The 22,144-nt window shown below is 68.5% G+C and carries 14 protein-coding genes; 7 read left to right on the top strand and 7 right to left on the bottom strand.

Annotated elements, in window-relative coordinates; translation table 11 throughout:
- Positions 1–1,623 (top strand): bifunctional 3-(3-hydroxy-phenyl)propionate/3-hydroxycinnamic acid hydroxylase (locus ABZX92_RS37045; RefSeq protein ID WP_355570119.1); only part of this gene is annotated, 1,623 nt, incomplete at its 5' end.
- Here ABZX92_RS37045 and ABZX92_RS37040 read toward each other — a convergent pair.
- Complete coding sequence (locus ABZX92_RS37040) at positions 1,589–2,527, bottom strand: 2-dehydropantoate 2-reductase N-terminal domain-containing protein (RefSeq protein WP_355570118.1); 939 nt, start codon at positions 2,525–2,527, stop codon at positions 1,589–1,591. The genes ABZX92_RS37045 and ABZX92_RS37040 overlap by 35 nt on opposite strands.
- 69 nt (positions 2,528–2,596) lie before the next feature.
- Between ABZX92_RS37040 and ABZX92_RS37035 the strand changes: the two genes are divergently transcribed.
- Positions 2,597–3,157, top strand: a complete 561-nt coding sequence (locus ABZX92_RS37035) for a TetR/AcrR family transcriptional regulator (protein WP_355570117.1) — start codon at positions 2,597–2,599, stop codon at positions 3,155–3,157.
- 3 nt (positions 3,158–3,160) lie between these two features.
- On the opposite strand, the gene ABZX92_RS37030 is transcribed toward ABZX92_RS37035, so the two are convergent.
- Entirely contained in the window at positions 3,161–5,902 is a 2,742-nt protein-coding gene (locus ABZX92_RS37030; protein WP_355570116.1) for an AAA family ATPase, read from the bottom strand.
- A gap of 215 nt (positions 5,903–6,117) precedes the next feature.
- On the opposite strand from ABZX92_RS37030, the gene ABZX92_RS37025 reads away from it, so the two are divergent.
- From ABZX92_RS37025 to ABZX92_RS37010, 4 genes are read left to right on the top strand one after another with little or no spacing between them, the layout of a single operon-like run.
- Positions 6,118–7,491: a glycosyltransferase gene (locus ABZX92_RS37025; RefSeq protein WP_355570115.1), complete on the top strand. Its 1,374-nt coding sequence runs from the start codon at positions 6,118–6,120 to the stop codon at positions 7,489–7,491.
- 7 nt (positions 7,492–7,498) lie between these two features.
- Positions 7,499–8,554, top strand: a complete 1,056-nt coding sequence (locus ABZX92_RS37020; protein ID WP_355570114.1) for a DegT/DnrJ/EryC1/StrS family aminotransferase — start codon at positions 7,499–7,501, stop codon at positions 8,552–8,554.
- A gap of 1 nt (position 8,555) precedes the next feature.
- Positions 8,556–9,737 carry a cytochrome P450 gene (locus tag ABZX92_RS37015; protein WP_355570113.1) on the top strand — a complete coding sequence of 394 codons (1,182 nt, stop codon included), beginning with the start codon at positions 8,556–8,558 and terminating at the stop codon, positions 9,735–9,737.
- Positions 9,738–9,748: 11 nt separating this feature from the next.
- A complete protein-coding gene (locus tag ABZX92_RS37010) occupies positions 9,749–9,943 on the top strand; it encodes a ferredoxin (RefSeq protein WP_355570112.1) in 195 nt (64 codons plus the stop codon).
- Here ABZX92_RS37010 and ABZX92_RS37005 read toward each other — a convergent pair.
- A complete protein-coding gene (locus ABZX92_RS37005) occupies positions 9,940–10,641 on the bottom strand; it encodes a LysR family substrate-binding domain-containing protein (protein WP_355570111.1) in 702 nt (233 codons plus the stop codon). The genes ABZX92_RS37010 and ABZX92_RS37005 overlap by 4 nt on opposite strands.
- A gap of 57 nt (positions 10,642–10,698) precedes the next feature.
- On the opposite strand from ABZX92_RS37005, the gene ABZX92_RS37000 reads away from it, so the two are divergent.
- Positions 10,699–11,058: a DUF5997 family protein gene (locus ABZX92_RS37000; protein ID WP_355570121.1), complete on the top strand. Its 360-nt coding sequence runs from the start codon at positions 10,699–10,701 to the stop codon at positions 11,056–11,058.
- 1 nt (position 11,059) lies between these two features.
- Here ABZX92_RS37000 and ABZX92_RS36995 read toward each other — a convergent pair whose 3' ends face one another.
- From ABZX92_RS36995 to ABZX92_RS36980, 4 genes are read right to left on the bottom strand one after another with little or no spacing between them, the layout of a single operon-like run.
- Positions 11,060–11,488: a hypothetical protein gene (locus tag ABZX92_RS36995; protein WP_355570110.1), complete on the bottom strand. Its 429-nt coding sequence runs from the start codon at positions 11,486–11,488 to the stop codon at positions 11,060–11,062.
- Between the two features lie 52 nt (positions 11,489–11,540).
- A complete protein-coding gene (locus tag ABZX92_RS36990; protein WP_355570109.1) occupies positions 11,541–12,725 on the bottom strand; it encodes a cytochrome P450 in 1,185 nt (394 codons plus the stop codon).
- Positions 12,722–18,055, bottom strand: a complete 5,334-nt coding sequence (locus ABZX92_RS36985) for a type I polyketide synthase (protein WP_355570108.1) — start codon at positions 18,053–18,055, stop codon at positions 12,722–12,724. Before ABZX92_RS36985 ends, ABZX92_RS36990 begins: the two co-directional genes overlap by 4 nt.
- A gap of 31 nt (positions 18,056–18,086) precedes the next feature.
- Positions 18,087–22,094 carry a type I polyketide synthase gene (locus tag ABZX92_RS36980; protein WP_355570120.1) on the bottom strand — a complete coding sequence of 1,336 codons (4,008 nt, stop codon included), beginning with the start codon at positions 22,092–22,094 and terminating at the stop codon, positions 18,087–18,089.
- Positions 22,095–22,144 lie beyond the last annotated feature (50 nt).

The following is a 22,144-nucleotide window of genomic DNA, read 5'->3' as shown; positions in this document are numbered from 1 at the left end:
CGTCGTCGACCACGATCAGGAACCGCTTGCCGCGCGCCTTTTCCCGCCACAGCGCTGACCGCCGACGTGGCGGTCGTCGGCTGCGGCCCGGTCGGCCTCGTTCTGTCCATCCTGCTCGCGCACAAGGGATGGCGGGTCGTCATCCTGGAGAAGTACCGCGGCCAGTACCCGTTCCCGCGCGTCGTCGCGTTCGACGGCGAGACCGCGCGCTCGTTCGCCTCGGCCGGCATCGGCGCCGACCTGATGGAGCTCGGCGAACCCCTGGGGCAGTACATGTTCCAGAACGCCGAGGGCCGCGAGCTGTTCTCGTTCGAGGCACCGTACGAACCGGGCCGCGACGGCTGGCCGATCGCGACGGTGATGCACCAGCCGACTTTCGAACGTGCCCTGCGCGAGCACGTTCTGACGCTGCCGAACATCCAGACGTTGTTCGGGCACAAGGTGGAGGCGATCGCCGACCACGGCTCGCACGTGTCCCTGACGGCTCCCGGGCCGGATCACGAGGGTGACGTCACGGCGTCGTGGGTGATCGGGTGCGACGGCGCGAACAGCTTCGTGCGCGACGTCATGGGCTCGCGCATGCTCGACCTGAACTTCAAGCACGACTGGCTGCTGGTCGACGTCGTCTTCCACGAGAAGCGCGCCTTCCGCCCCAACGACGTGCAGGTGTGCGACCCGGCCCGCCCGACCACGATCGTCGCATCCGGCCGAGGTCACCGGCGCTGGGAGTTCATGCGGCTGCCCGGCGAGTCGATCGAAGAACTGTCCACTGTGGAACGCATGTGGGAGCTGCTGGCTCCGTACGACGTGACGCCCGCGAACGCCGACCTGACGCGCAACATCGTCTACACCTTCCAGGCGGCGATGGCCGACAAGTGGCGCAACGGACGTCTTCTGCTCGCCGGCGACTCCGCACATCTGATGCCGCCGTTCGCCGGGCAGGGCATGTGTTCCGGGATCCGCGACGCCGCGAACCTCGCGTGGAAGCTCGACCTGGTGCTGCGGGACCTCGCTTCTGCCGAGTTGCTGGACGCTTACCCGGCTGAGCGGGCTCTGCAGGTGCGGCACACGATCGAGATGTCCATCGAGGTGGGCAAGATCGTGTCGGAGCTCGACCCCGTGGCCGCTGCCCGGCGGGACGCGTTCCTGATCGCGATGCAGGCCAAGCCGGAAGGCGTCGACCTGGCTCCGTCGGCGTATGCGTTGGAGGACGGTGTTGTCCGGCGTGGTCCTGACGGCATCTCACTGCCGGACGGCGAACTGTCGCCGCAGGGCGTGGTGGCGCGCGGGACGGTTCGCGACCGGTTCGACGAGGTGGTCGGCCGTGGATGGCAGCTGATCACGACGCTGGATCCGTACGAGGCGCTGGGCGAGGACGAGCTGGAGTTCCTGAAGACCTTGGGCGCGCAGCTGGTGCGGGTGATGCCGGCCGGGATTCCGCCGAAGATCGCGCGGGCGCACGAGGTCGTGGACGTGGAGCGGCTGTATCTGCCTTGGCTGGCCGGGCACAAGAAGGTGGCGGCGCTGGTGCGGCCGGACTACTACGTGTTCGGGTTCGCGAAGGACCGCGCCGATCTGCCTGAGCTGGTCAAGGAGCTGAAGGACCAGCTACCGCTGCGCTGACCGCTTCCAGCCGCGGTGCCGCGACACCCAGCCGCCGTGCTTCGGCCAGGGTGTCGCGGCAGATCGCCCGAGGCTCCTCAGCCCCAGGATCGTCATGTGCCAGGAGAGACCTGCGCGCCAGCGGGACATGAGTGGTCAGCCAGGCGAGCGCCGGGGCCATCAGCCAGGTGGGTGCCCGGAACAGCAGTAGACCGCGCCGATGACGTCGCAGGTCAACGCCACGTGCCTGGAGGAGCGGCAGCAGTTCGCGGCCGGCCAGCAACGCCTCGCGCAGGTCGTCCGTCGCCCCGGCCAGCTCGGACAGCGACCCCAGCCGCAGGCCCTGCGAGTGCAGGGCGGCGTCCGACACGAAGTGGACCCACAGCCAGCCGCGGAAGTCAGGCTGCTCCCGCACGCGGAGCCCGGCGTCTCGGAACACCTGACGCACGGCCCGTTCCCGGCCGGTCGGCGGCCGGCCGAGAGTGCCGAAGATGACCGAGGACATCAACGCGCCGCGGAGCACGCCGTCCGCGCCGAAACCGCCACCGGCCTGGGGAAAGCCCCAAGCGACCTGGTCGAGCGGAAGCGCACCGATCGCGGCCTGCGGCTCGGTCCAGATGTTGCCGAAGACCAGCACCGTGGCGCTGCCCAGACGCGGAGACAGGAAGGCAGCCGCCTCCGTCAGGCGGTGGTGTCCCACGCTCAGCACGATCAGGTCGAAGTCGTGGTCCGGCTCCAGCGTCTCGCGGTAGCGCACCGGCCACTTCTTGGCGCCGCGCCGCCCCAGCAGGTCGAGGTCCACCGCGTCCCCGTACGCCGCCGCGCGGCCCGGCCGGACGTAGAACTCGACGTCGTGCCCGGCCCGTTCCAGGGCCCAGCCGTAGATGGTGGCGATCACGCCGCGCCCGAACATCAGGATCTTCACGGTCCTCCTCGTCCGGTACCATCGAACTGGAGGTCATCTCCACTTTCAACATATGGAGGTAGTCTCCGTTTGTCAAAGCCACTGCGCGCCGACGCCCGGCGCAACCGCGAGGCCCTGATCGCCAAGGCCCGGGAGGTCTTCGACGCCGGCGACTTCTTCACGCTGCGCTTCGACGACTTCGCCGGCCTGGCCGGTGTGGGCACGGGCACGCTGTACCGCCACTTCCCCACCAGGGAGGCGCTGGCCGAGGCGGTCTACCACGGGGAGGTCGCCGCGCTGTGCGATCGCGCCCGCGAGCTGCGGGCCACCCTGCCCGCGGAGGAGGCGCTGGAGGCCTTCCTGCGGGGCGTGGTCGACCACATGCACACCCATCGGGGCCTTGCCCAGACGCTCGCCACGCTCATGGCGGGCCACACCGGCGCGCTGGCCGAGGGCAGCGCGGCGATGGAGCAGGCCGTCACCGACCTGATGGCAGCCGCGGTGCGGACCGGTGCCCTCCGCGACGACGTGGGTGCCGGTGCCGTCCTGGTGGCACTGCACGGCATCGGCGCGGCCCACGACCGCCCGGACTGGCGGGCCGAGGCCGACGGTGTCATCACCCTGGTGCTGGACGGCCTGCGCCCACGCTGAGCGTCAGGCCGTGCTCGGCAGGTAGGAGTGCAGATCGGCCGGCAAATCCTTGCGGTACTTGACGTTCAGCTTCCGGTACACCCTCGTGAGGTGCTGCTCGATCGTCGACGGCGTGATGTACAGCTTCGACGCGATCTCCCGGTTCGTGTACCCCACCGCCGCCAGCGCGGCCACCCGCCGCTCCGCATCCGTCAACGTGGCGATCGGATCAACGGGCTTCTCCTCAGCCGGAGCATCCTCATCGGCCTTGCCCCGAGAAGGCAGCAACTCCTCGCACAACTCGGCCGCATCACACACGTTCGCCACGTGCCAAGCTCGCCGAGCCACCGTCCAGGCCCGCCGATGTTCCCGCAAAGCCTGATGCGCCTTGGACAAGTCGGCCAGCGCGCGAGCGAGCTCGTACTGATCCCCGTACTCCTCCAACACCACGACCGCGTCCTGCAACAACTGCGGCCGGTTGTGCGGCTGGTTGGTAGCGGCCAGCAACCGCAACGCCACCCCGCGAGTCCGCGAACCCTCCGGCCCCAGCCGGGCCAGCTGCTCGTTGATCAGCCGCTTCGCCTCGTCCCGGTTGGCGCCGTGCAGCAGCCAGGCCTCCGCGGCCGACGTCCGCCACGGCACCACCCCGGGCTGGTCGACACCCCAGGACGTCATCAACTCGCCGCACGACAGGAAGTCCGCCAAAGCCGCGTAGTGCCGCGAGGTCGCCAAGTAGTGATGGCCGCGGGCATACAGGTAGTGCAACCCGTACCTCGACTGGAACATCGCCTCAGGCACCGACTGCTCCAGAAACGAAGCCGCGTCCTCGTGCCGCCCCATCTTCGTGGCCGCGTTGATCAGGATCCCCAGCGGCATCCCCAGCGCCACACCCCACCCACCGGCGGGCATGAAGTCGAGAGCGTTCTGCGCGTGTTCGAACGCATTGCTCAAATCGCCACGACGCAACGACACCTCGGCCCGCACGCACGAGAAGAACGCCCGTGCCACGCCGAGGTTCTTGACCCGCGCCTCCTCCAGCAGCCTGTCGCACCACTGCGCGGCGACGTCGAGCCGATCCGCGTACACCAAGGCCTGCAACGCCAGCATCGCCGACTCCGGCCCCCATGAGCCGCTGTCCGAGGGCCGCGCCGCCTGCAGCACGTGCTCGGCATCCGTGGCCGAAGCGTCGTTGGCCCCGTACGTCAGCACGTTCGCCAAGGCGGTGACGGCCTTCAGCATCGGCCCGGACGTCAGGCTCACCGTGCGCGTCTTCACGGGTTCCGAGGACGGACGCCGCGCCAGCGTCGGGTGTGAGCACGCCAGCCACAACTCCATCGCCCGCAACCCGCTGCCGGCCGCCGCCGCGCGCCTGACCCGTTCCAGAGCCTCGGTGGCCTCGTCGACCTGGCAGTTCCACAACATGGGCTGCACCAGGGAGTTCACATCGCGGTCCGACAGCTGCCCGGCGCGCATGGCCGGCACCACCGTGCCCAACCGGCGCCCGGCCGCGGACGGGTTCACCCGCCACTCCACCCGCACCAGCTTCGCCGCGATCGCCGCCCGCCCGTGCACCTCGACGCACGCCCGGTGCGCGAGCTCCAGGTACCGCAACGCCGTGTCGATCTGCTCGTCCCGCAGGGCGTGCTCGGCGGCCTCCTCGAAGACCGGCACCATCCACGGGTTCTCGGAGTGGTCCGCCATCACCAGGTACGGCGCCACCTCGGTGGCGGGCGCACCCTCGTCGTGCAGCAGCAAAGCCGCCCCGAGATACATCTCCTTGCGGTCCTGCGCGGACAGGTCGTCCAGCACTGCACCACGAGCGGCCGGGTCGCGGAACCAGCCGTCAGCCAGCAGTCCGGCCTCGTTCATCACGTCCAGCGCGGAATCCACCGTCTCGACGTCGACTCGGGCCAAGCGCCCCAACGATTCCCGGGTCGCACCATCGCCCGTCACCGCCAACGCCCGCGCCACCGGCAGAACGTGGTGATCAGAGCGGTGCAAGCAGCTGACCAGAGCACGCCGATAGCTCGGCCCGATCACCAGACCACCGTCATCGCGCGGCTTGCACAACCGTTGATCGTCCAACAAGGACCGCACGAGCAACGGATTACCGCCGGAAAGCGACATCGCATCCGAAGCGTGCTGAGGAGTGTCGAACAGATCGTCGACAGAACCGAGTGGCGCCAACGCCACATCACGACAGTGCGGATGCCGCAACAACTCGGTGTGCAAGGCGGTGTGAGCAGCACGCGGCGACGCGGTCTCGCTCAGCATCAGCAACACCTTCACCTGACCGAGCCGCCGGATCAGGTAGAGCAGCCAGTGCAGCGAGGACGAGTCGGCGTGCTGCACGTCGTCGATGCCGATCACCAACGGCGTCTCGGCGGTCAGGTCCATCAACGCGATGCACAACGCGTGCAGCTGCCGCGCGGAAGGCCCGTCGGCGGAACGAGCGGCCGCGTCCAGCAGCTCGCCGACCTCGGCGGGTGCGTCCAGCGGGTGGAAGATCTGGCCCACCACACCGAAAGGCAGGTCGCGCTCGAACGCCGAACAGGTCGCCTTCACGAAGTTGACGCCGCAGGCCTCGCCGAACGCGTGCAGCAGCTCGGTCTTCCCGCTCGCCACCGGACCGGTGAGCAGAGCGACCCTTCCGGATCCTGACAGGGAGTCCGTCAACAGTGTCTCCAAGGCGGCCCACTGGTCGTCGCGCTCGATGAGTCCCGCGAGCTGTGCCTTGGTCATGCTGTTGTCGGACGTCCTGGTCATGATGATGTACCTCTCGCCACGACGAGTCGGCGTCGAGCGTCGCAGGCGGACACATCCTCATGAAATCGATACGCGCCGGTTCTAGGTGTTCTCCTCGACCTGGGGTGCGTTGCAACACTAGGGCTTCTTCTGGAGAAGACTGTCACCCCAGGACACATCGCCGCGCTGTCGGGCAGGCTCGCGTTCATTAGGCGTCAGCCCGGAGGGTGAAGTCCATGAGCCAGCGGCCGATCCTGTTCGTCAGTCTGCCGGAGAGCGGCCTGCTGAACCCGATGCTCGTGCTAGCGGAGGAACTCTCGCGCCGCGGCGTCGAGAACCTGTGGTTCGCCACGGACGACAAGGGCCGCGAGGAAGTGGAGGCGGCCGCGGCCGGCTCGCCGATCCGGTTCCACTCGCTCGGCGCCGTGATCCCGGAGATGTCCTCGGTGACGTGGCCCGACGACATCTACGCGAAGGTGACGCAGCGGTCGAGGTTCAAGGCACGCAAAGCCGTCATCGAGCAGACACACCGGCCGGAGCTGCGGGTGCCCAAGTACCGCGCGCTCGCCGAGCTCGTCGACGAGATCCAGCCGACGCTCATGATCGTCGAGTCGATGTGCATGTTCGGCTACGAGGTCGCGATCACCAAGGGAATCCCGTACGTGATCAGCAACCCGTTCGTGCCGTCGAACCTCGTCACGTCCGCGGTGCCGATCGGCCCGTCGTACACGCCGAAGGACTTCCCGCGCCCGCACACCGGCCTGCCCGCGGACATGTCGTTCACCCAGCGCTGGGCCAACAAGCTCTTCGGCTGGCGCACGCTCGCGATGGCGTTCTCGAAGCAGAACAAGGAACGCAACGCCGAGAACGCCAAGGTCGTCGAGGAGCTCGGCATCTCCCCCGAGGCGCGCGGCCAGTTCGCGCGGGTCGAGAAGTCCGAGCTGGTGCTGTGCTACTCGATCCCGGAGATGGACTACCCGTTCGACATCCCGGAGAAGATCCGCACGGTCGGCGCGCTGGTACCGCCGCTGCCCCAGGCTGATCCCGGCGAGCTGGGCGAGTGGCTGGACGCACAGAAGTCCGTGGTGTACATGGGTTTCGGCACGATCACCCGGCTGACCCGTGAGCAGGTCGAGGCGTTCGTGCAGGTCGCCCGCACGTTGGACCGCAAGCACTCGATCCTGTGGAAGCTGCCGCGCGACCAGCAGAAGTTCCTGCCGGGCAAGCTGCCCTCCAACCTGCGGATCGAGACGTGGGTGCCGTCCCAGCTGGACGTGCTGGCGCATCCGAACGTCAAGCTGTTCTTCACGCACGCGGGCGGAAACGCCTACACCGAAAGCATCTACTTCGGCAAGCCGATGGTGTCGCGTCCACTGTGGGTGGACTGCTACGACCAGGCCGTTCGCGCGCAGAGCTTCCGAGTCGGGCTGACGCTCGACAAGCCGCACACCGTCGACCCGCGCGACGTCGTGGACAAGCTCACCCGCGTCCTGGACGACCCGCGGTTCCGCGAGAACGCCGAGCGTCTCGCCGCGTTGCAGCACGCCGCCGGTGGCCGCAAGACCGCCGCCGATCTGATCCTTTCCCTGCCGGCTCTGGCCTCGAAGTGAGTTGATGATGAGCTACCGCTACCCCGTTTCGATGCCTTCGTTGCGCGGCAACGAGCTCGAGTACACGACGAAAGCCGTGACGGACGGCTGGATCTCCTCTCAGGGCCCGTACGTGCCGCGGTTCGAGGAAGCTTTCGCGGCCTACAACGGAGTTCAGCACGGTGTCGCCTGCTCGTCCGGCACGACCGCGCTGACGCTCGCGTTGCGCGCGCTGGGAGTCGGGCCGGGCGACGAGGTGATCGTCCCCGAGTTCACGATGATCGCATCGGCCTGGGCCGTCACCTACACGGGCGCGACGCCCGTGTTCGTCGACTGCGCGGACGACCTCAACATCGATGTCACGAAGATCGAGGAGAAGATCACCCCGCGCACCAAGGTGATCATGCCCGTGCACGTCTACGGCCGGCAGTGCGACATGGCGCCGATCCTCGAACTGGCCTACGAGTACAACCTGAGAGTCGTCGAGGACTCCGCGGAAGCCCACGGCGTCAAGCCGACCGGGGACATCGCGGCGTTCTCGCTGTTCGCCAACAAGATCATCACCTCGGGCGAAGGTGGTATCTGCGTCACGAACGACCCGCACCTGGCGCGGCAGATGGCGCACCTGCGCGGCATGGCGTTCACCAGAGACCACAGCTTCCTGCACAAGAAGCTCGCCTACAACTTCCGCATGACGAACCTGCAGGCGGCGGTCGCGCTCGCGCAGACCGAACGCCTCGACGAGATCATCGCAACACGCTCTCAGATCGAGAAGCGGTACGACGAAGGCCTTCGGGGCATCGACGGAATCACGCTCATGCCGCCGCGTGACGTGTTGTGGATGTACGACCTGCGTGCTGAACGCCGTGAGGAGCTCATGAGGTTCCTCGCGCGGAAGGGAGTCGAGACCCGGCTCTTCTTCAAGCCGATGAGCAGGCAGCCCGGCTATCTCGACCCGGTGTGGCCGGCGCTGAACGCGAACCGGTTCGCCGAGGACGGGCTCTACCTCCCCACCCACGCCGAGCTGACCGAAGACGACCAGGACTACATCGTGGGGCAAGTCCGCCAGTTCTACGAGGTATGACATGACCAGTACCGACTCCGCCGCCGACCTAGTCCCGTTCATGATGCGCCGCCCCGGCGCGCCCTTCCCTCCGCCCGAGTACGAGGAGTTCCGCACCAAGCCCGGCCTGGTGAAGGCCGCGCTGCCGTCCGGTGAGACCGTGTGGCTGGTCACGAGGCACGAGGAGGTGCGCGCGGTGCTCACCGACCCGCGCATCAGCTCGAACCCGAACCACGAAGGCTTTCCGCGCCCGTCGCGCACAGTGGGCGCGCCGTCCGCGGACGACGTGCCCGGCTGGTTCGTGTCGCTGGACCCGCCCGACCACAACAGGTTCCGCAAGGCGCTGATCCCCGAGTTCACGGTGCGCCGCATCCGGTCACTGCGCCCCGCGGTCGAGGAAATCGTCGACCGTGCAATCGACCAGATGCTGGCCAAAGGCAACACCGCGGAGCTCGTCGAGGATTTTTCTTTGACGGTGCCGTCGCTCGTGATCTCCTCCCTGCTGGGAGTGCCCAAAGTGGACCGCGACTTCTTCGAGGAGAAGACGAAGGTCCTGGTGACGCTGACGTCGACCGACGAGGAACGGGACAAGGCGTCCGAACACCTGCTCCGCTACATCAACCGGCTGATCACGATCAAGTCCAAGCGCCCCGGCGACGATCTGATCAGCAGGCTTCTCCAGGGCGGTCTGCTGACGCCCCAAGAGCTTTCCGGCGTCTCGATGCTGCTGCTCATCGCGGGCCACGAGACGACGGCGAACAACATCTCGCTCGGTGTCGTCACGTTGCTGCAGCAGAAGCAGTGGATCGACGACGACCGCGTGATCGAGGAACTGCTGCGCTACCACTCGGTCGCCGACCTGGTGGCGTTGCGCGTGGCGATCGAGGACGTGGAGATCGGCGGGCAGCTCGTCCGCGAGGGTGAGGGGATCGTGCCGCTCGTGGCCGGCGCGAACCACGACCCGGAGATGTTCGAACGGCCGCACGAGTTCGACCCGGCCCGGCCGGCAACCGGGCACGTGGCGTTCGGGTACGGCGTGCACCAGTGTCTCGGCCAGAACCTGGTGCGGCTGGAGATGGACGTCGCCTACCGCGGCCTGTTCCGGCGGATTCCGACCCTCGAGGTCGCGGTTCCGCTGGAGGAACTGCAGTTCAAGTACGACGGGGTCCTCTTCGGACTCCACGCACTCCCCGTGCGTTGGTAGAAAGGAACGTCATGGCTCGGATCAGTGTGGACACCGGCAAGTGCATCGGCTCGGCTCAGTGCGTGCTGGCCGCGCCGGACGTGTTCGACCAGGACGACGACGGGTTCGTCACCCTGCTCGACGACAGCCCGTCAGGTGAGGCGGAGACGACCGCGCGCACCGCCCGGGGCATCTGCCCGGCGCAGGCGATCACCGTCCACGACTAGCGGCCGCGGCGGGGTTTCGCGCGCTTGGCGGGCTGCTTCTTCTGCTGAGGTGCCGGGCCCCGTCGCTGCTGTTGCTTGGGTGCCTGCTTCTTGACCGGCTCCGGGCCGCGGGTGCTGTTGACCGTGCGGCCGCGGACGATGCCGATCATGTGCTCGACCAGCTCGGGGTTCTCGTCGCGGATCGGGAACGCCAGCGCCACCCGTGACTGCGGGGCGTCGCTCAGCGGCACGTACTTGAGGTCTTTGCGGTGGTGCAGCCGCGCGAGTGACTGCGGCACGACCAGCAGTCCCACGCCGGCGGCGACGAGCTCGATGGCGTCCGCGGTGGTTTGCGGCCGTTCGACGGGCGGCTGACCAGGCATCGCGTCCCAGTCGAGGGGGTCGTCGAGCGGCTGCCACAGGACGTGCGGCTTCAGGTCCTCAAGGGACAGTTCGTCGGCCGCCGCGAACTCGTGGTCCTTCGGGAACACGACGACGGTGACCTCGGTGTAGAGCGGGATCGCGTGCAGGTCCTCGCGGTCTCCGGGCAGCCTGAGCAGCGCGGCGTCGGCCTCACCCGCGCGCACTTTCGGGCCGGCATCGGCGTTGGTCACCTGTACGAGGGTCAGCTCGGTCTCCGGCAGGCGTTCCTGCCAGACCCGTGCCCACTTGCCCGGCGTCACACCTGGGACGAACGCGAGCGTGAACGATCCGGTCACGTGCTGAGGCTACCGGACGCGCCGGTTACTCTTTGTGCCATGAAGTCGCAGCAGACCATGAAGCCCGCCACCGCCGCCAAGAAGCTCGGCGTGTACCTCGAGGCGACGCCCGAGGAGTTCCAGGCGGGGGTCGTGTCGCGCGACGAGCTGAACGAGCTGCAGGCCAACCCGCCGCAGTGGCTGGCGGACCTGCGCCGCAACGGCCCGCACCCCAAGCAGCTCATCGCGCAGAAGCTGGGCATCTCGACGTCGGCCCTGGTACGCGCCGGCATCACCGAGGCGCTCACCACCGAGCAGATCAACGCGATCAAGGACGAGAACCCGGACTGGCTGGTTCACGAGCGCAACACGTACAAGGAGTTCAAGGCCGAGGAGGCGCGCCTCGCGGAGAAGGCACGCCTCGACGAGCAGGAGTGACTCAGCAGCGCTGTTCGGTCTCGCCCGCCCAGGTCACGTCGCCGCCGACGCCGGCCGCGCCGTAGCCCCTGGTGCACTTGTCGACGGTGGCGAGACCGTCGGACCACACCTCGCGGTCGTTCGCGCGGTCGACGTTGTAGCCCTTGAGGACACCCTCGACGTAGAGGCCGGCACCCGCGGTGAAGCCGCGGTGCGAGCTCGCCCACGACTCCCACACCCAGGTGTAGCCGTAGTTCTTGTTGCAACCGAGGAACTGCTTGACCGACATCACGGTGTTGCCGTGGTTGTCCTTGACCTGCTTGGTCGCGCCGATCTGCGTGACGCTGGAGCAGCCCGGTGCGGACGTCGCGGTCGCCGGGGTGCCGCCCAGCAGCGCGATACCGGCGGCCAGTCCGACGGTGAGCACGACGCTCTTCAACTTCGTTGCCATGGTCGAGCACCGTGCCAACGCGCGCTGACACGGTGCTGACAGGTGACGGCCGTCACCAGGTGAGCGGGAACTTCTCCAGTCCGCCGGCGAGACGGCCGCCGGGGTGCGACTCCAGTTCGGACTCCGGCACCGCGAGCCGCAGTCCGGGCAGGCGTTCGAACAGCGTGGTGAACGCGACGGCGAGGATGATCCGCACGAGCGGGGCGCCGGTGCAGTGCCGCATGCCGTGGCCGAAGGTGAAGTGGTGGTTGGGCGAGCGGGTGACGTCGAACCTGTGCGGGTCGTCGAACGCGCGGGGGTCGAAGTTGGCGAGGCTGAAGTCCAGCATCACCAGGTCGCCCTCCTTGATCGTGACGCCGCCGACCTCGATGTCCTCGCTGGCGTAGCGGGGCAGGACGGGCGAGCTGATCGTGGCGCGCATGACCTCGTCGACGGCCTGGGCCATGATCGCCGGGTCGGCCATGGCCTTCGCGAGCTGCTCGGGGTTGCGCAGGAACAGCAGCACGCCGAAGTCGAGGTGGCTGGCGAGGCCCGCGAGGCCGGTGAACAGCAGCGTGACGACGTGCAGGCCGATCTCCTCGTTCGTCAGGCCGGTTTCGATGAAGCGGGAGATGACGTCGTCGCCGAGTTCCTCGCGGCGGCGTTCGCCGATCTCCGCGGCGAACCCGAACAGCGGGTCCATGCCGGCTTCGGCGTGCTGCTGGTCGGACGCGCCGACGGTGTCCATCATCTCCAGGAGCTTGGCCCGGTCCTCCTCGGGAATGCCGACCATGTCGCACAACGCCTGCTGCGAGTAGTCCATCGAGTAGGCGTCGTGCAGGTCGACCGGCGGGCCGGCGGCGATGATGGCGTCGAGCTTGGCGTTCGCGATGGCCTCGACGCGCACCTTGCGTTCGATGACGCGGCGGGCGGCGAAGCTCTTGGTGTAGAGGACGCGTTTCTTCTCGTGGCGTTCCTTCTCGACCTCGATGTCGTCGCTGGTGACGAGCATGTCGAGCATGGGGTTGCGCATGAACCTCGGCGCGGTCGCCGGATCCTTGTGGCTGCGGCCGAGCTTGTTGTTCTGCAGCAACGACTTCACCTCGGCGTGGCGGGTGACGAGCCAGCCCTCGTCGCCCGCGGGCGTCCGGATGCGGCACACCGGGGCCTGCTCCTGCAACCGGAGCCGGAGTTCGCTGAACGTCAGGATCGACGGCAGTTCGACCCCGATCAGGGGCAGTTCCTGGGACGTGGTCATCGGGCGCCTTCCAGTTTCTCGATGCGGGTGCCGAGCCAGTCCTCGACGACCTCGGCGACAACTCCCGCGTCCTCCTTGACCATCGCCATGTGGTCGGTGGCGACGACGCGGATCTCATCGGCGGGCACGTCGACGTCCTGGTTCGTGTTGACGAGGTCGGTGCCCTTGACTTCGTTGGCACAGCGGATCAGCAGCTTCGGCACCGTCGTGTGCAGGCCGGTGTCGATGATGAGCGGGAACCAGTGCGCCATCGCGGACAGGCGCGTGCTGTTCATGTTCACCGCGGGTGAGTCCATGGTGTTGAAGTAGTTCGTGGTGACGGCGTCGAAGTCCATGCCCTCGCTGGAGTTGTAGTTCATGCTCAGGGTGTCGAGCATGATCACGGCCTCCGGCGTGATGCCCCAGGTCTCTTCCAGGACAGCGGCGGCGAAGTAGGCGAGGGTGCCGCCGGAGGAGTGTCCGACCAGGACGAACGGGTCGCCGTCGGTGCCGTTGAGGATGCTCTCCGCGACGAACCGGGCGGCGGCCTCGGTGGTCCGCGGAAGTGCTTCTCCCTCACCGAAACCGATGAGCGGGAGTGCACTCACGTGCCGCTTGCCGCGGAGGTGGGCGGCGAGTCGTGCGTACATGTGCACGCCGGCCGTGGCTCCTGGGGCGCTGACGCAGACCAGTTTCGGGAGTTTCGGGCCGTCGGCGAGCGTGACCGGGACGGGCAGGTCTTCGAGCTCGGCCGGGCTGTCGAACATGGGGCGCAGGTTGGCGACGGCCTTGAGCATCCGGAGGCCTTCGACGACCTTGCCCGTGGTGACGCTTTCCATGAACAGGCCGAAGACCGTGTCGCTCGGGTCTGCCGCTCCGGTGGTCCTGTCCGGGCCGCTGATGGTGCCGAGCTCGGCGTCGACCTTCTGCGCGAACGCTTGTGGCGTGCCGCTGTCGAACACCGCGCTACCGGGGAGTTTGAGGTTGAGCATGTCGTTGATCTGGTTGCGCAGCTCGACGGCGATGAGCGAGTCGAAGCCGAGCTCCAGGAAGTTCTTCTCGGCGTCTACTTCGGACACGTCGTGGTGGCCGAGCAGGGCGGCGCAGGTGCCGAGGACGAGCTCGCGGACCTGGGCGGCGCGCTCATCCTCGTCCAGGTTGCGGAGTTTGTCGAGCACGGTCACGGCGGCCAGCTGGCTCTGCTGCGGCAGGCTCTGTTCGTCGACGATGTCGCGCATCAGCGGCGCGACTCGCTGCTGGTTGCGGTTGACGTGCATGGGGATGAGGAGAGGTTTCTTCGCTGCCAGGGCGGCGTCGAACAGCGCGAGGCCCTGTTCGGCGGCCAGCGGTGGCATGCCGGAACGTTGAATTCGGTCCATGGCGGCGTCGCTGAGACCCGCGGTCATGCCGCCGTCCTGCGCCCACGGGCCCCAGGCGAGGCTGATGGTGTTGTCGCGGGTGGTCGCGAGCGCGTCGAGGTAGGCGTTGGCGGCGGCGTAGTTGCCCTGGCCGGCCGCGCCCAGGATGTTGGCGACCGAGCTGTAGAGGACGAGCAGCTTGAGGTCGTGCTGGGCGAGCAGGTGTGCCGCGTCGACCTTCGGGGTGAGGACGCTGGTGAGGCGCTGCGGGGTGAGGGCGTCGACCAGGGCGTCGTCGAGGACGCCCGCCGTGTGGATCACGGTGGTGAGCGGGCGCTCCGCGGCGGCGAACAGGGTCTGGACGTCGTTCGGGTTGGAGATGTCGGCGGCCGCGATGGTGATGGTGGCGCCTTTGTTCTCCAGTTCCTGCTTGAGGTTCAGCGCGCCGGGCGCCTCTTCGCCGCGGCGGCTGGCGAGCAGCAGGTGCTTGACGCCGTGCCTGTTGACCAGGTGCTTCGCCAGCTGCGCGCCGAGTCCGCCGGTGCCACCGGTGATCAGGACCGTTTCGTCCTCTGCCCACTCGTGCTTGGCTTCCGGGTTCTCGGGGAGCTCCTTGAGGCGGGCGACCTTGATCTTGCCCTCGCGGACGATGACCTGCGGTTCGTCACCGTTGACCAGTTCGGTGAGCAGGGCGCCGGAGACGTCGAGGCCGTCGCTGTCGACCAGCAGGAACCGGCCGGGGTTCTCCGCTTGTGCGGTGCGGACGAGGCCCCACACCGCGGCTGCGGCGAGGTCTTCGCCTGTCGCGGCGCCGCGGCTGACGAAGACGACGCGGGAGTTCTGGAAGGTGAGCGCTTCCTGCAGGATGCTCAGCGCTCGCTGTGTTTCCTCGTGCACGCTAGCCGGCGTGTTCTCGCCTGTGACAGCCACGACGAACACGTCAGGGGTGGTGTGCTGGGCGGCCTCGGTGAGGGTTTCGCCGTAGCCGCTGACGGACTGGCCCGCCGCGTACAGGACGTGCGCGAGGTCGAACTCGTCGCCGCCGATGATGGCCCAGCGCGCACCCGTGATGGCGGCGGCGTCCACAGTGGACTTGACCCAGTTCACCTCGTACAGCGCGGGGCGGCTCGCGTTCGGCTGGGTGCCCGGTGCCATGGTGCTCTGCGGCCAGAAGCGCTCGGTGTCGAACGGGTAGGTGGGCAGGCCGATCTTCCTGCCCCGCTTGGGCCAGGTGATCCTGGCGCCGGTGGTGTAGAGCTTGGCCAGCGTGGTGATGAACGCCGTGACCTCGTCCTTGTCCTGGCGCATCGTCGGGATGGCGCGGTCGACGAGTGCGGCCAGGACGGCGCGTGGACCGATCTCGACGAAGGTGGCGTCGCCGATCTCGTCGATGTTGTCGGTGAACCTGACGGTGTCGCGGACGTGGCTGACCCAGTAGCCGGACTGTTCGACATTCCCACGAGTGATCAGGGGGATCGTCGGGTGGTTGAACGAGATGCCCGCGATGGCGTTCTTGAAGTCGTCGAGCATGGGTTCCATCAGCGGCGAGTGGAACGCGTGGCTGACCTGGAGCTGCTTGGTCTTGCGATCACCGAACTGTTCAGCGATCCTGCGTGCCTCTTGTTCGACACCGGCGATGACAACGGAGTCCTCGGCGTTGATGGCGGCGATGGAGACGCCGCTGGTGAGGTGCGGAGTGACCTCGTCCTCGGTGGCCTGGATCGCGATCATCACGCCACCTTCCGGCAGCGCCTGCATCAGTTTCGCGCGCTCGGTGACGAGCTTGGCGGCGTCTTCCAGGCTGAGCACTCCGGCGACGTGAGCGGCGGCGATCTCACCGATGGAGTGCCCGGCGACCTTGTCCGCCTTGAACCCGTAGCTCTCCAGCAGCCGGTACAGCGCGACCTCGAACGCGAACAGCGCGGGCTGCGTGTACCCGGTCTGGTCGAGCTTCTTCTCGTCCTCCCACATGACCTGCTTCAGGTCCTTCGGCAGGTACTTGAGCACCTCGTCGAGAGCTGCCTTGAACACCGGGAACGCCTCGTACAGCTCCTTGCCCATGCCGACACGCTGAGCCCCCTGCCCGGAGAACAACGCAGCGACAGGCTTGCGCTGGACCGTGCCGGTGGCGATCACGTCGCCGTCCAGCACCACCGCACGGTGATCGAACGTCGTGGGCCTGGTCGTCAGCAACGAGTACGCGATGTCCTTCGCGTCGCCTTCCAGCGTCCGCACCTGCTCAACGCGCGCCTTCAACGCGTTGGCCGACTTCGCCGACAGGACGAACGGGTGCCGCCCAGCAAGGTCTGGGACGACCCCTGCTGCACCATTCCCGGCCAAGCTGTTCCCTGCCGCGTTGCTCCCTGCCGCGTTGCTCCCTGCCGCGTTGCTCCCTGCCGCGTTGGTCCCGGCAACGTCGAGTCCGCTGGCGTCGAGTCCGCTGGCGTCGAGTCCGCTGGCGTCGAGTCCGCTGGCGTCGAGTCCGCTGGCGTTGACCCCGCTGGCGTTGGCTCCGCCTGTATCGATCCCGCCTGGGGCCCCTCCGGGGGAGACCGAGGTCCCCACTCCAATCGTCTCAGGCGGGTCTGACAGTTCTGGCGTGCTCGGGGTGTGAGCGGACCGTTCAGGAGCGTCGGGAGCTTCTTGGATGATGACGTGGGCGTTGGTGCCGCTCACTCCGAAGGAGGAAATGCCGGCGCGACGGGGTTTGCCGTTGCGGGGCCACGGGGTGGTCTCGGTGAGCAGGGAGACGCTGCCCGCGGACCAGTCGACGTGGGACGACGGCTCCGTGACGTGCAGAGTGGGCGGCAGGGTGTCGTGGCGGAGCGCCTCGACGATTTTGATCACGCCCGCGACACCGGCCGCGGCCTGGGTGTGGCCGATGTTGGACTTGATGGCACCGAGCCGCAGCGGGGTCGCGCGGTCCTGGCCGTAGGTGGCGAGCAGGGCCTCGGCCTCGATCGGATCTCCCAGCACGGTGCCGGTTCCGTGAGCCTCGACAGCGTCCACGTCGGACGCGGACAAGCCGGCGGAGGCCAGCGCGGCCTTGATCACCTCGCGCTGGGCTGGGCCGTTCGGGGCGGACAGGCCGTTGGAGGCGCCGTCCTGGTTGACCGCGCTGCCCGCGACGACCGCGAGCACCGGGTGGCCGTTGCGGTGGGCGTCGGAGAGCTTCTCGACGAGCAGCACGCCGATGCCCTCGGACCAGCCGGTGCCGTCCGCGTCGTCCGAGAACGCTTTGCAACGGCCCGAAGTCGCGAGGCCACCCTGACGAGTGAATCCGGCGAAATTCGAGGAAGTCGCCATGACGGTGACACCACCGGCCAGGGCGAGCGAGCACTCACCACCCCGCAGCGCCTGGGCGGCCAGGTGCAGTGCGACGAGAGAGGAGGAGCACGCGGTGTCGATGGTGACCGCGGGGCCCTCGAAGCCGAACGTGTAGGAGATGCGTCCGGAGATGACGCTCGCGGCGGTGCCCATGCCCGCGTGGCCGTCGACGTCCTCCTGGGAGGCGATCAGGACGTGGCCGTAGTCCTGTCCGTTGGTGCCCACAAACACACCGGTGCGGGAGCCGCGCAACGACGTCGGGTCGATGCCCGCGCGTTCGACGGCTTCCCAGGTGGTCTGCAACAACAACCGTTGCTGCGGGTCCATCGCGAGGGCTTCGCGCGGTGAGATGCCGAAGAAGCCGGGATCGAAGTCGGCGGCGTCGTAGAGGAACCCGCCCTGCAGGGTCGCGCTGGTGCCGCCGGCGAGCGTCCCGAGGTCCCAGCCGCGGTCGGTCGGGAAGCCGGTGATGGCGTCGCGCCCGTTCGCCACGAGTTCCCAGAGGTCTTCCGAGGAGCGGACCTCACCGGGGAACCGGCAGGCGATGCCGACGATCGCGACCGGTTCGTGCTTGCCGGACTCGACCTCCTCCAGACGCTGGCGGGTCTGGGCGAGATCGGCGGTGACCCACTTCAGGTACTCAACGAGCTTCTCTTCGTTCGGCATCGCCGGAAACCTTCCGTCTGCTGGAGTGAGGTCAGCGCTCGGTGCGTCGGCCGAGTTCGTTGTCGATGAAGGCGAACACGTCGTCCACGCTCGCCGAGTTGATGCGGTCGCTCACGGCCTCTTCGCTCTTCCCACTGCCGTACTGGGCGAGCAGGTTGCGCAGCCGGGCGGCGACGCCGTCGCGGGCGAGATCGTCGGCTGAGCTGGCGGCCAGCGCGGCTTCCAGCCGGTCGAGCTCGCCGCTGATCGACGGCCCGGCGTCCTCGCCGAACAGCTCGCCCGCGAGGTAGGCGGCCAGCTCGTCCGGCGTCGGGTAGTCGAAGACCAGGCCGGCCGGGAGCTTCAGACCCGTTGCGGACGCGAGGCTGTTGCGCAGCTCCACCGCGGTGAGCGAGTCGAAGCCGAGGTCGCGGAACTGCTTGTCGTTGTCGATCGCGGCGGGCGTGCCGTGTCCGAGGACGCCTGCCGCGTGCCCGCGCACGAGGTCGACCAGGTACTTGCCGCGTTCCTCCGCCGGCAAGGCCTTCAGCGTGGCCGCGAAGTCCACAGTGGACGTCTCGACGGTTCCTGCCGCGCGCTTGCCGCCCTTGACGAGGCCGCGCATGATCGCCGCGACCGGGCCGTGGGTGCGGCCGGTGGTGATGCGGGCGGGGATGAGCACCGCGTCCTCACGCGATGTGGCGTCGTCGAACAGCTGCATGCCCTGGCGGACACTGAGCGGCGGCATTCCGGTGCGGCCGATGCGGTCCAGCGCGCCGTCCTGCAGATGTGCTGTCATACCACCGGTTTGCGCCCACGGTCCCCACGCCAGCGAGGTGGCGACGAGTCCCTGTGCACGCCGGTGTTCCGCGAGCGCGTCCAGGAAGGCGTTGGCCGCCGCGTAGTTGCCCTGACCGGCGCTGCCGAGCACACCCGACACCGACGAGTACAGCACGAACGCCTTGAGCTTCTGCTTCTTCGTGGCTTCGTGGAGGTTCCAGGCGCCGTCGACCTTGGGCCGGAACACCGCGCTGAGCCGCTCCGGCGTGAGCGAGCTGATGATGCCGTCGTCGAGCACACCGGCCGTGTGGATGACTGCCGTCAGCTTCACGCCTTTGACGACCTTCTTGACCGCCTTGAGGTCCGCGGTGTCGCAGGCGGCGATCGTGACGTCCGCACCGTGCGCGGTCAGTTCTGCCTGCAGCGCAACGGCTTCCGGCGCTTCCCCGCCGCGCCTCGATACCAGCAGCAGGCGTTTGACGTTGCGTTCGGCAACGAGGTGCCTGGCGAGCTCCGCACCCAGACCGCCAGTACCGCCGGTGATCAGAACCGTGCCTTCCGGGTCCCACTCCGCCGTCTCGACGGTGTCGGTGACGCGGGCGAGCCGGGCGACACAGATCTGGCCTGCACAGACACGGACCTGGGTCTCCCCCGCGTCCAGCAACCCGGTGGGCAGCGGGGCGCTACCGTCGGTGTCGACGAGCAGGAAGCGGCCGGGGTTCTCCGACTGCGCCGTGCGAACGAGGCCTTCGACGGTCGCGCTCGCCAGCCCGCTCGTCACGAAAGCCAGCCGGTCTTCGGACTGCACCAGCTCCAGTGCCTTCGCCGCGAGCTCGTGTGCCTGCTCAACGGTGTCGCCGCTGAACCGGACCTCGCGAACGTCGTGCGCCGGCTGGGTTTCCGGTGCGGGCACCCACTCGACGCGGAACAGCGAGTCCTGGTGCTGCTGGGCGGCGAGCGGTGCCCCGAAGACCACGCTCTCCGCTGACACAACCGGAGCGCCGTTGGTGTCGACCGCGGCGAACCCACCATTGCTCAGCTTCACTCGCAACGTGTCGGCGCCGACTGCGTGGAGACTGACGTTCCGCCACTGGACCGGCACCTGGGTTTCCTCGGCGACCCTGGTGGCACAGTCGAGCAACGCCGGGTGGACGCCGTAGAACTGAGCGTCCGAGGTGCCTTCCGGCAGCGTGACCTCGGCGTAGATCGCGTCGCCCGCCTGCCAGGCCTGCTCACCGATCGCCGTCGCACCCTTCGGCGGCCACTCGCTGACCGTGAAGTCCGCGCGGTACTCGCCCTCTGCGAGGACACCGTGCGCGATCTGGGCGAACGGCTGCTCGTCGTTCGGTCGCGTGTAGACGGTGAGGGCGCGCTTTCCGTTGTCGGGCGCGCCGATCCACACCTGCAACACACCGGGCGTGAGCGGCGCGGTGATCGTGAGCTCCTCGACCGTGCCGTACCCGACCTGGTCAGCGGCCCGGAACGCGATCTCCGCGAACGCCGTCTCCGGGAACGCCACCGCGAGCCGGTTCGTGAACACCACCGCGTCCTCTTGCGCCACCGTCATCGCGGCCCCGAGCAGCGGGTGGTCCGCGGGTCCAAGACCAAGTCCGGACGCGTCGGCTGCCTGAGCCATCGGCGTCGGCCAGTAGTGGTCGTGGTCGAACGCGTAGGTCGGGATGTCGACGCGCTTCGCCCCGGTGCCCTCGAACGCCTCCGCCCAGTCGACGTTCGTGCCCTGGACGTGGAGCCTCGCGAGCGCGGTGAGCCAGGCCGTCGTCTCGTCGCGATCCTTGCGCAGCGCGGGAATCGCGCCGTCGACGAGTGCCGACAGCACCCCGTCCGGCCCGATCTCCAGGAACGCGTTCACGCCCGCTTCCTCAAGTGCCGCAACCCCGTCGGCGAACCGCACGGCTTCCCTCACGTGCCGCACCCAGTACTCGGGCTCGGCCAGCTCGGTGCCCGCGATGCGCCCGGTCACGTTGGACACCACGGGAATGCGGGGCGCGGCGAACTCCAGCGCCGTCACGACGGCGCGGAAGTCCTCCCGCATCGGCTCCATCAACGGCGAGTGAAACGCATGGCTGACCGGCAAACGCTTAGTCTTGCGCCCCTGCCCGGCGAACCCGTCGGCGATCTGTCGAACCGCCTTCTCCTCGCCCGCGATCACCAACGCCCGCGGCCCGTTGATCGCCGCGATGGACACCACGTCGGTCGTTTCCACCTCCTGCTCGGTGGCCTCCACCGCGATCATGGCTCCACCAGCCGGAAGCGACTGCATGAGTGCGGCCCGCGCGTTGACCAGCTTCGCCGCGTCTTCGAGCGTCAACACCCCGGCGACGTGCGCGGCCGCGATCTCGCCGACCGAGTGCCCGCCGACGAAGTCCGGCTCGATCCCGAACGCCTCCGCGAGCCGGAACAGCGCCACTTCGATCGCGAACAACGCCCGCTGCGTGTTCCCGGTCTGGTTGAGCCGCTCCTCGTCCCCGCCCCACATCACGTCGCGGACATCAACGTGCTCCAGCACCGCGTCGAGCGCCTGCCGGAACACCGGGAACCGCTCGTACAGCTCCTTGCCCATCCCGATCCGCTGCGACCCCTGCCCGGAGAACAGCACCGCCAGCCTGCGCCGGCTCGCCTGCCCCTGCGCGACCTCAGCACCGTCCAGCAACACCGCCCGGTGCTCGAACCGCGACCGCCTCAGCAACGAGAACCCGACATCGAACGCATCAGCCTCGACCGCCCGAATCCGCTCGACCTGAGCGCGCAGCGAAGCGGAGGACTTCGCCGAAACAACGAGCGGGGCCCCCTTGGGGGGACGCGAGGTCCCCACTCCAATCGTCGCACGGGAGGCCGGCGATCCCGCGCCGACAAGATCGACAACTGCCGAGTTGTCCACAGCCGCCGAGTTGTCCACAGATTGCGTCGCGCCGCCCTGACCAGCACTTTCATTCGGTACGCTGGAAATTGGGGGGATCCCCGCGCCGGGCGCCGACGACGACGGCGCGGCCTCAAGAATGACGTGGGCGTTCGTGCCGCTGATGCCGAACGACGAGACGCCTGCCCTGCGCGCGCGGTCTGCTGACGGCCAGGGGGTGTTCTCAGTGAGCAGCGAGATCGAGCCCGCACTCCAGTCGACGTGTGACGAGGGAGTGGTGACGTTGATCGTGCGCGGCAGCAGCCCGTGCCGCAGCGCCATCACCATCTTGATCACACCGGCGGCACCCGCGGCGGCCTGCGTGTGGCCGATGTTCGACTTGATCCCTGCGTGCCAGGCCACCCACACCCGCGCCCTGTTCGCCGGCAAGGTGGGCCGCTACCGGCAGAACC

This window comes from Lentzea sp. NPDC006480, assembly GCF_040611995.1.
Taxonomy (GTDB): domain Bacteria; phylum Actinomycetota; class Actinomycetes; order Mycobacteriales; family Pseudonocardiaceae; genus Lentzea.
The sequence above is the reverse complement of the archived record's forward strand: the minus strand, read 5'-3'. Positions and strand labels throughout refer to the sequence as shown.

What these genes read in the sequence shown, in the direction of transcription:
- ABZX92_RS37010 (WP_355570112.1), top strand. Translation starts at nt 9,749, where the DNA reads ATGGCTCGGATCAGTGTGGACACCGGCAAGTGCATCGGCTCGGCTCAG.
- ABZX92_RS37020 (WP_355570114.1), top strand. Translation starts at nt 7,499, where the DNA reads ATGAGCTACCGCTACCCCGTTTCGATGCCTTCGTTGCGCGGCAACGAG.
- ABZX92_RS37000 (WP_355570121.1), top strand. Translation starts at nt 10,699, where the DNA reads ATGAAGCCCGCCACCGCCGCCAAGAAGCTCGGCGTGTACCTCGAGGCG.
- ABZX92_RS36985 (WP_355570108.1), bottom strand. Translation starts at nt 18,055, where the DNA reads ATGCCGAACGAAGAGAAGCTCGTTGAGTACCTGAAGTGGGTCACCGCC.
- ABZX92_RS37025 (WP_355570115.1), top strand. Translation starts at nt 6,118, where the DNA reads ATGAGCCAGCGGCCGATCCTGTTCGTCAGTCTGCCGGAGAGCGGCCTG.
- ABZX92_RS37030 (WP_355570116.1), bottom strand. Translation starts at nt 5,902, where the DNA reads ATGACCAGGACGTCCGACAACAGCATGACCAAGGCACAGCTCGCGGGA.
- ABZX92_RS37015 (WP_355570113.1), top strand. Translation starts at nt 8,556, where the DNA reads ATGACCAGTACCGACTCCGCCGCCGACCTAGTCCCGTTCATGATGCGC.
- ABZX92_RS36990 (WP_355570109.1), bottom strand. Translation starts at nt 12,725, where the DNA reads ATGACCACGTCCCAGGAACTGCCCCTGATCGGGGTCGAACTGCCGTCG.
- ABZX92_RS36995 (WP_355570110.1), bottom strand. Translation starts at nt 11,488, where the DNA reads ATGGCAACGAAGTTGAAGAGCGTCGTGCTCACCGTCGGACTGGCCGCC.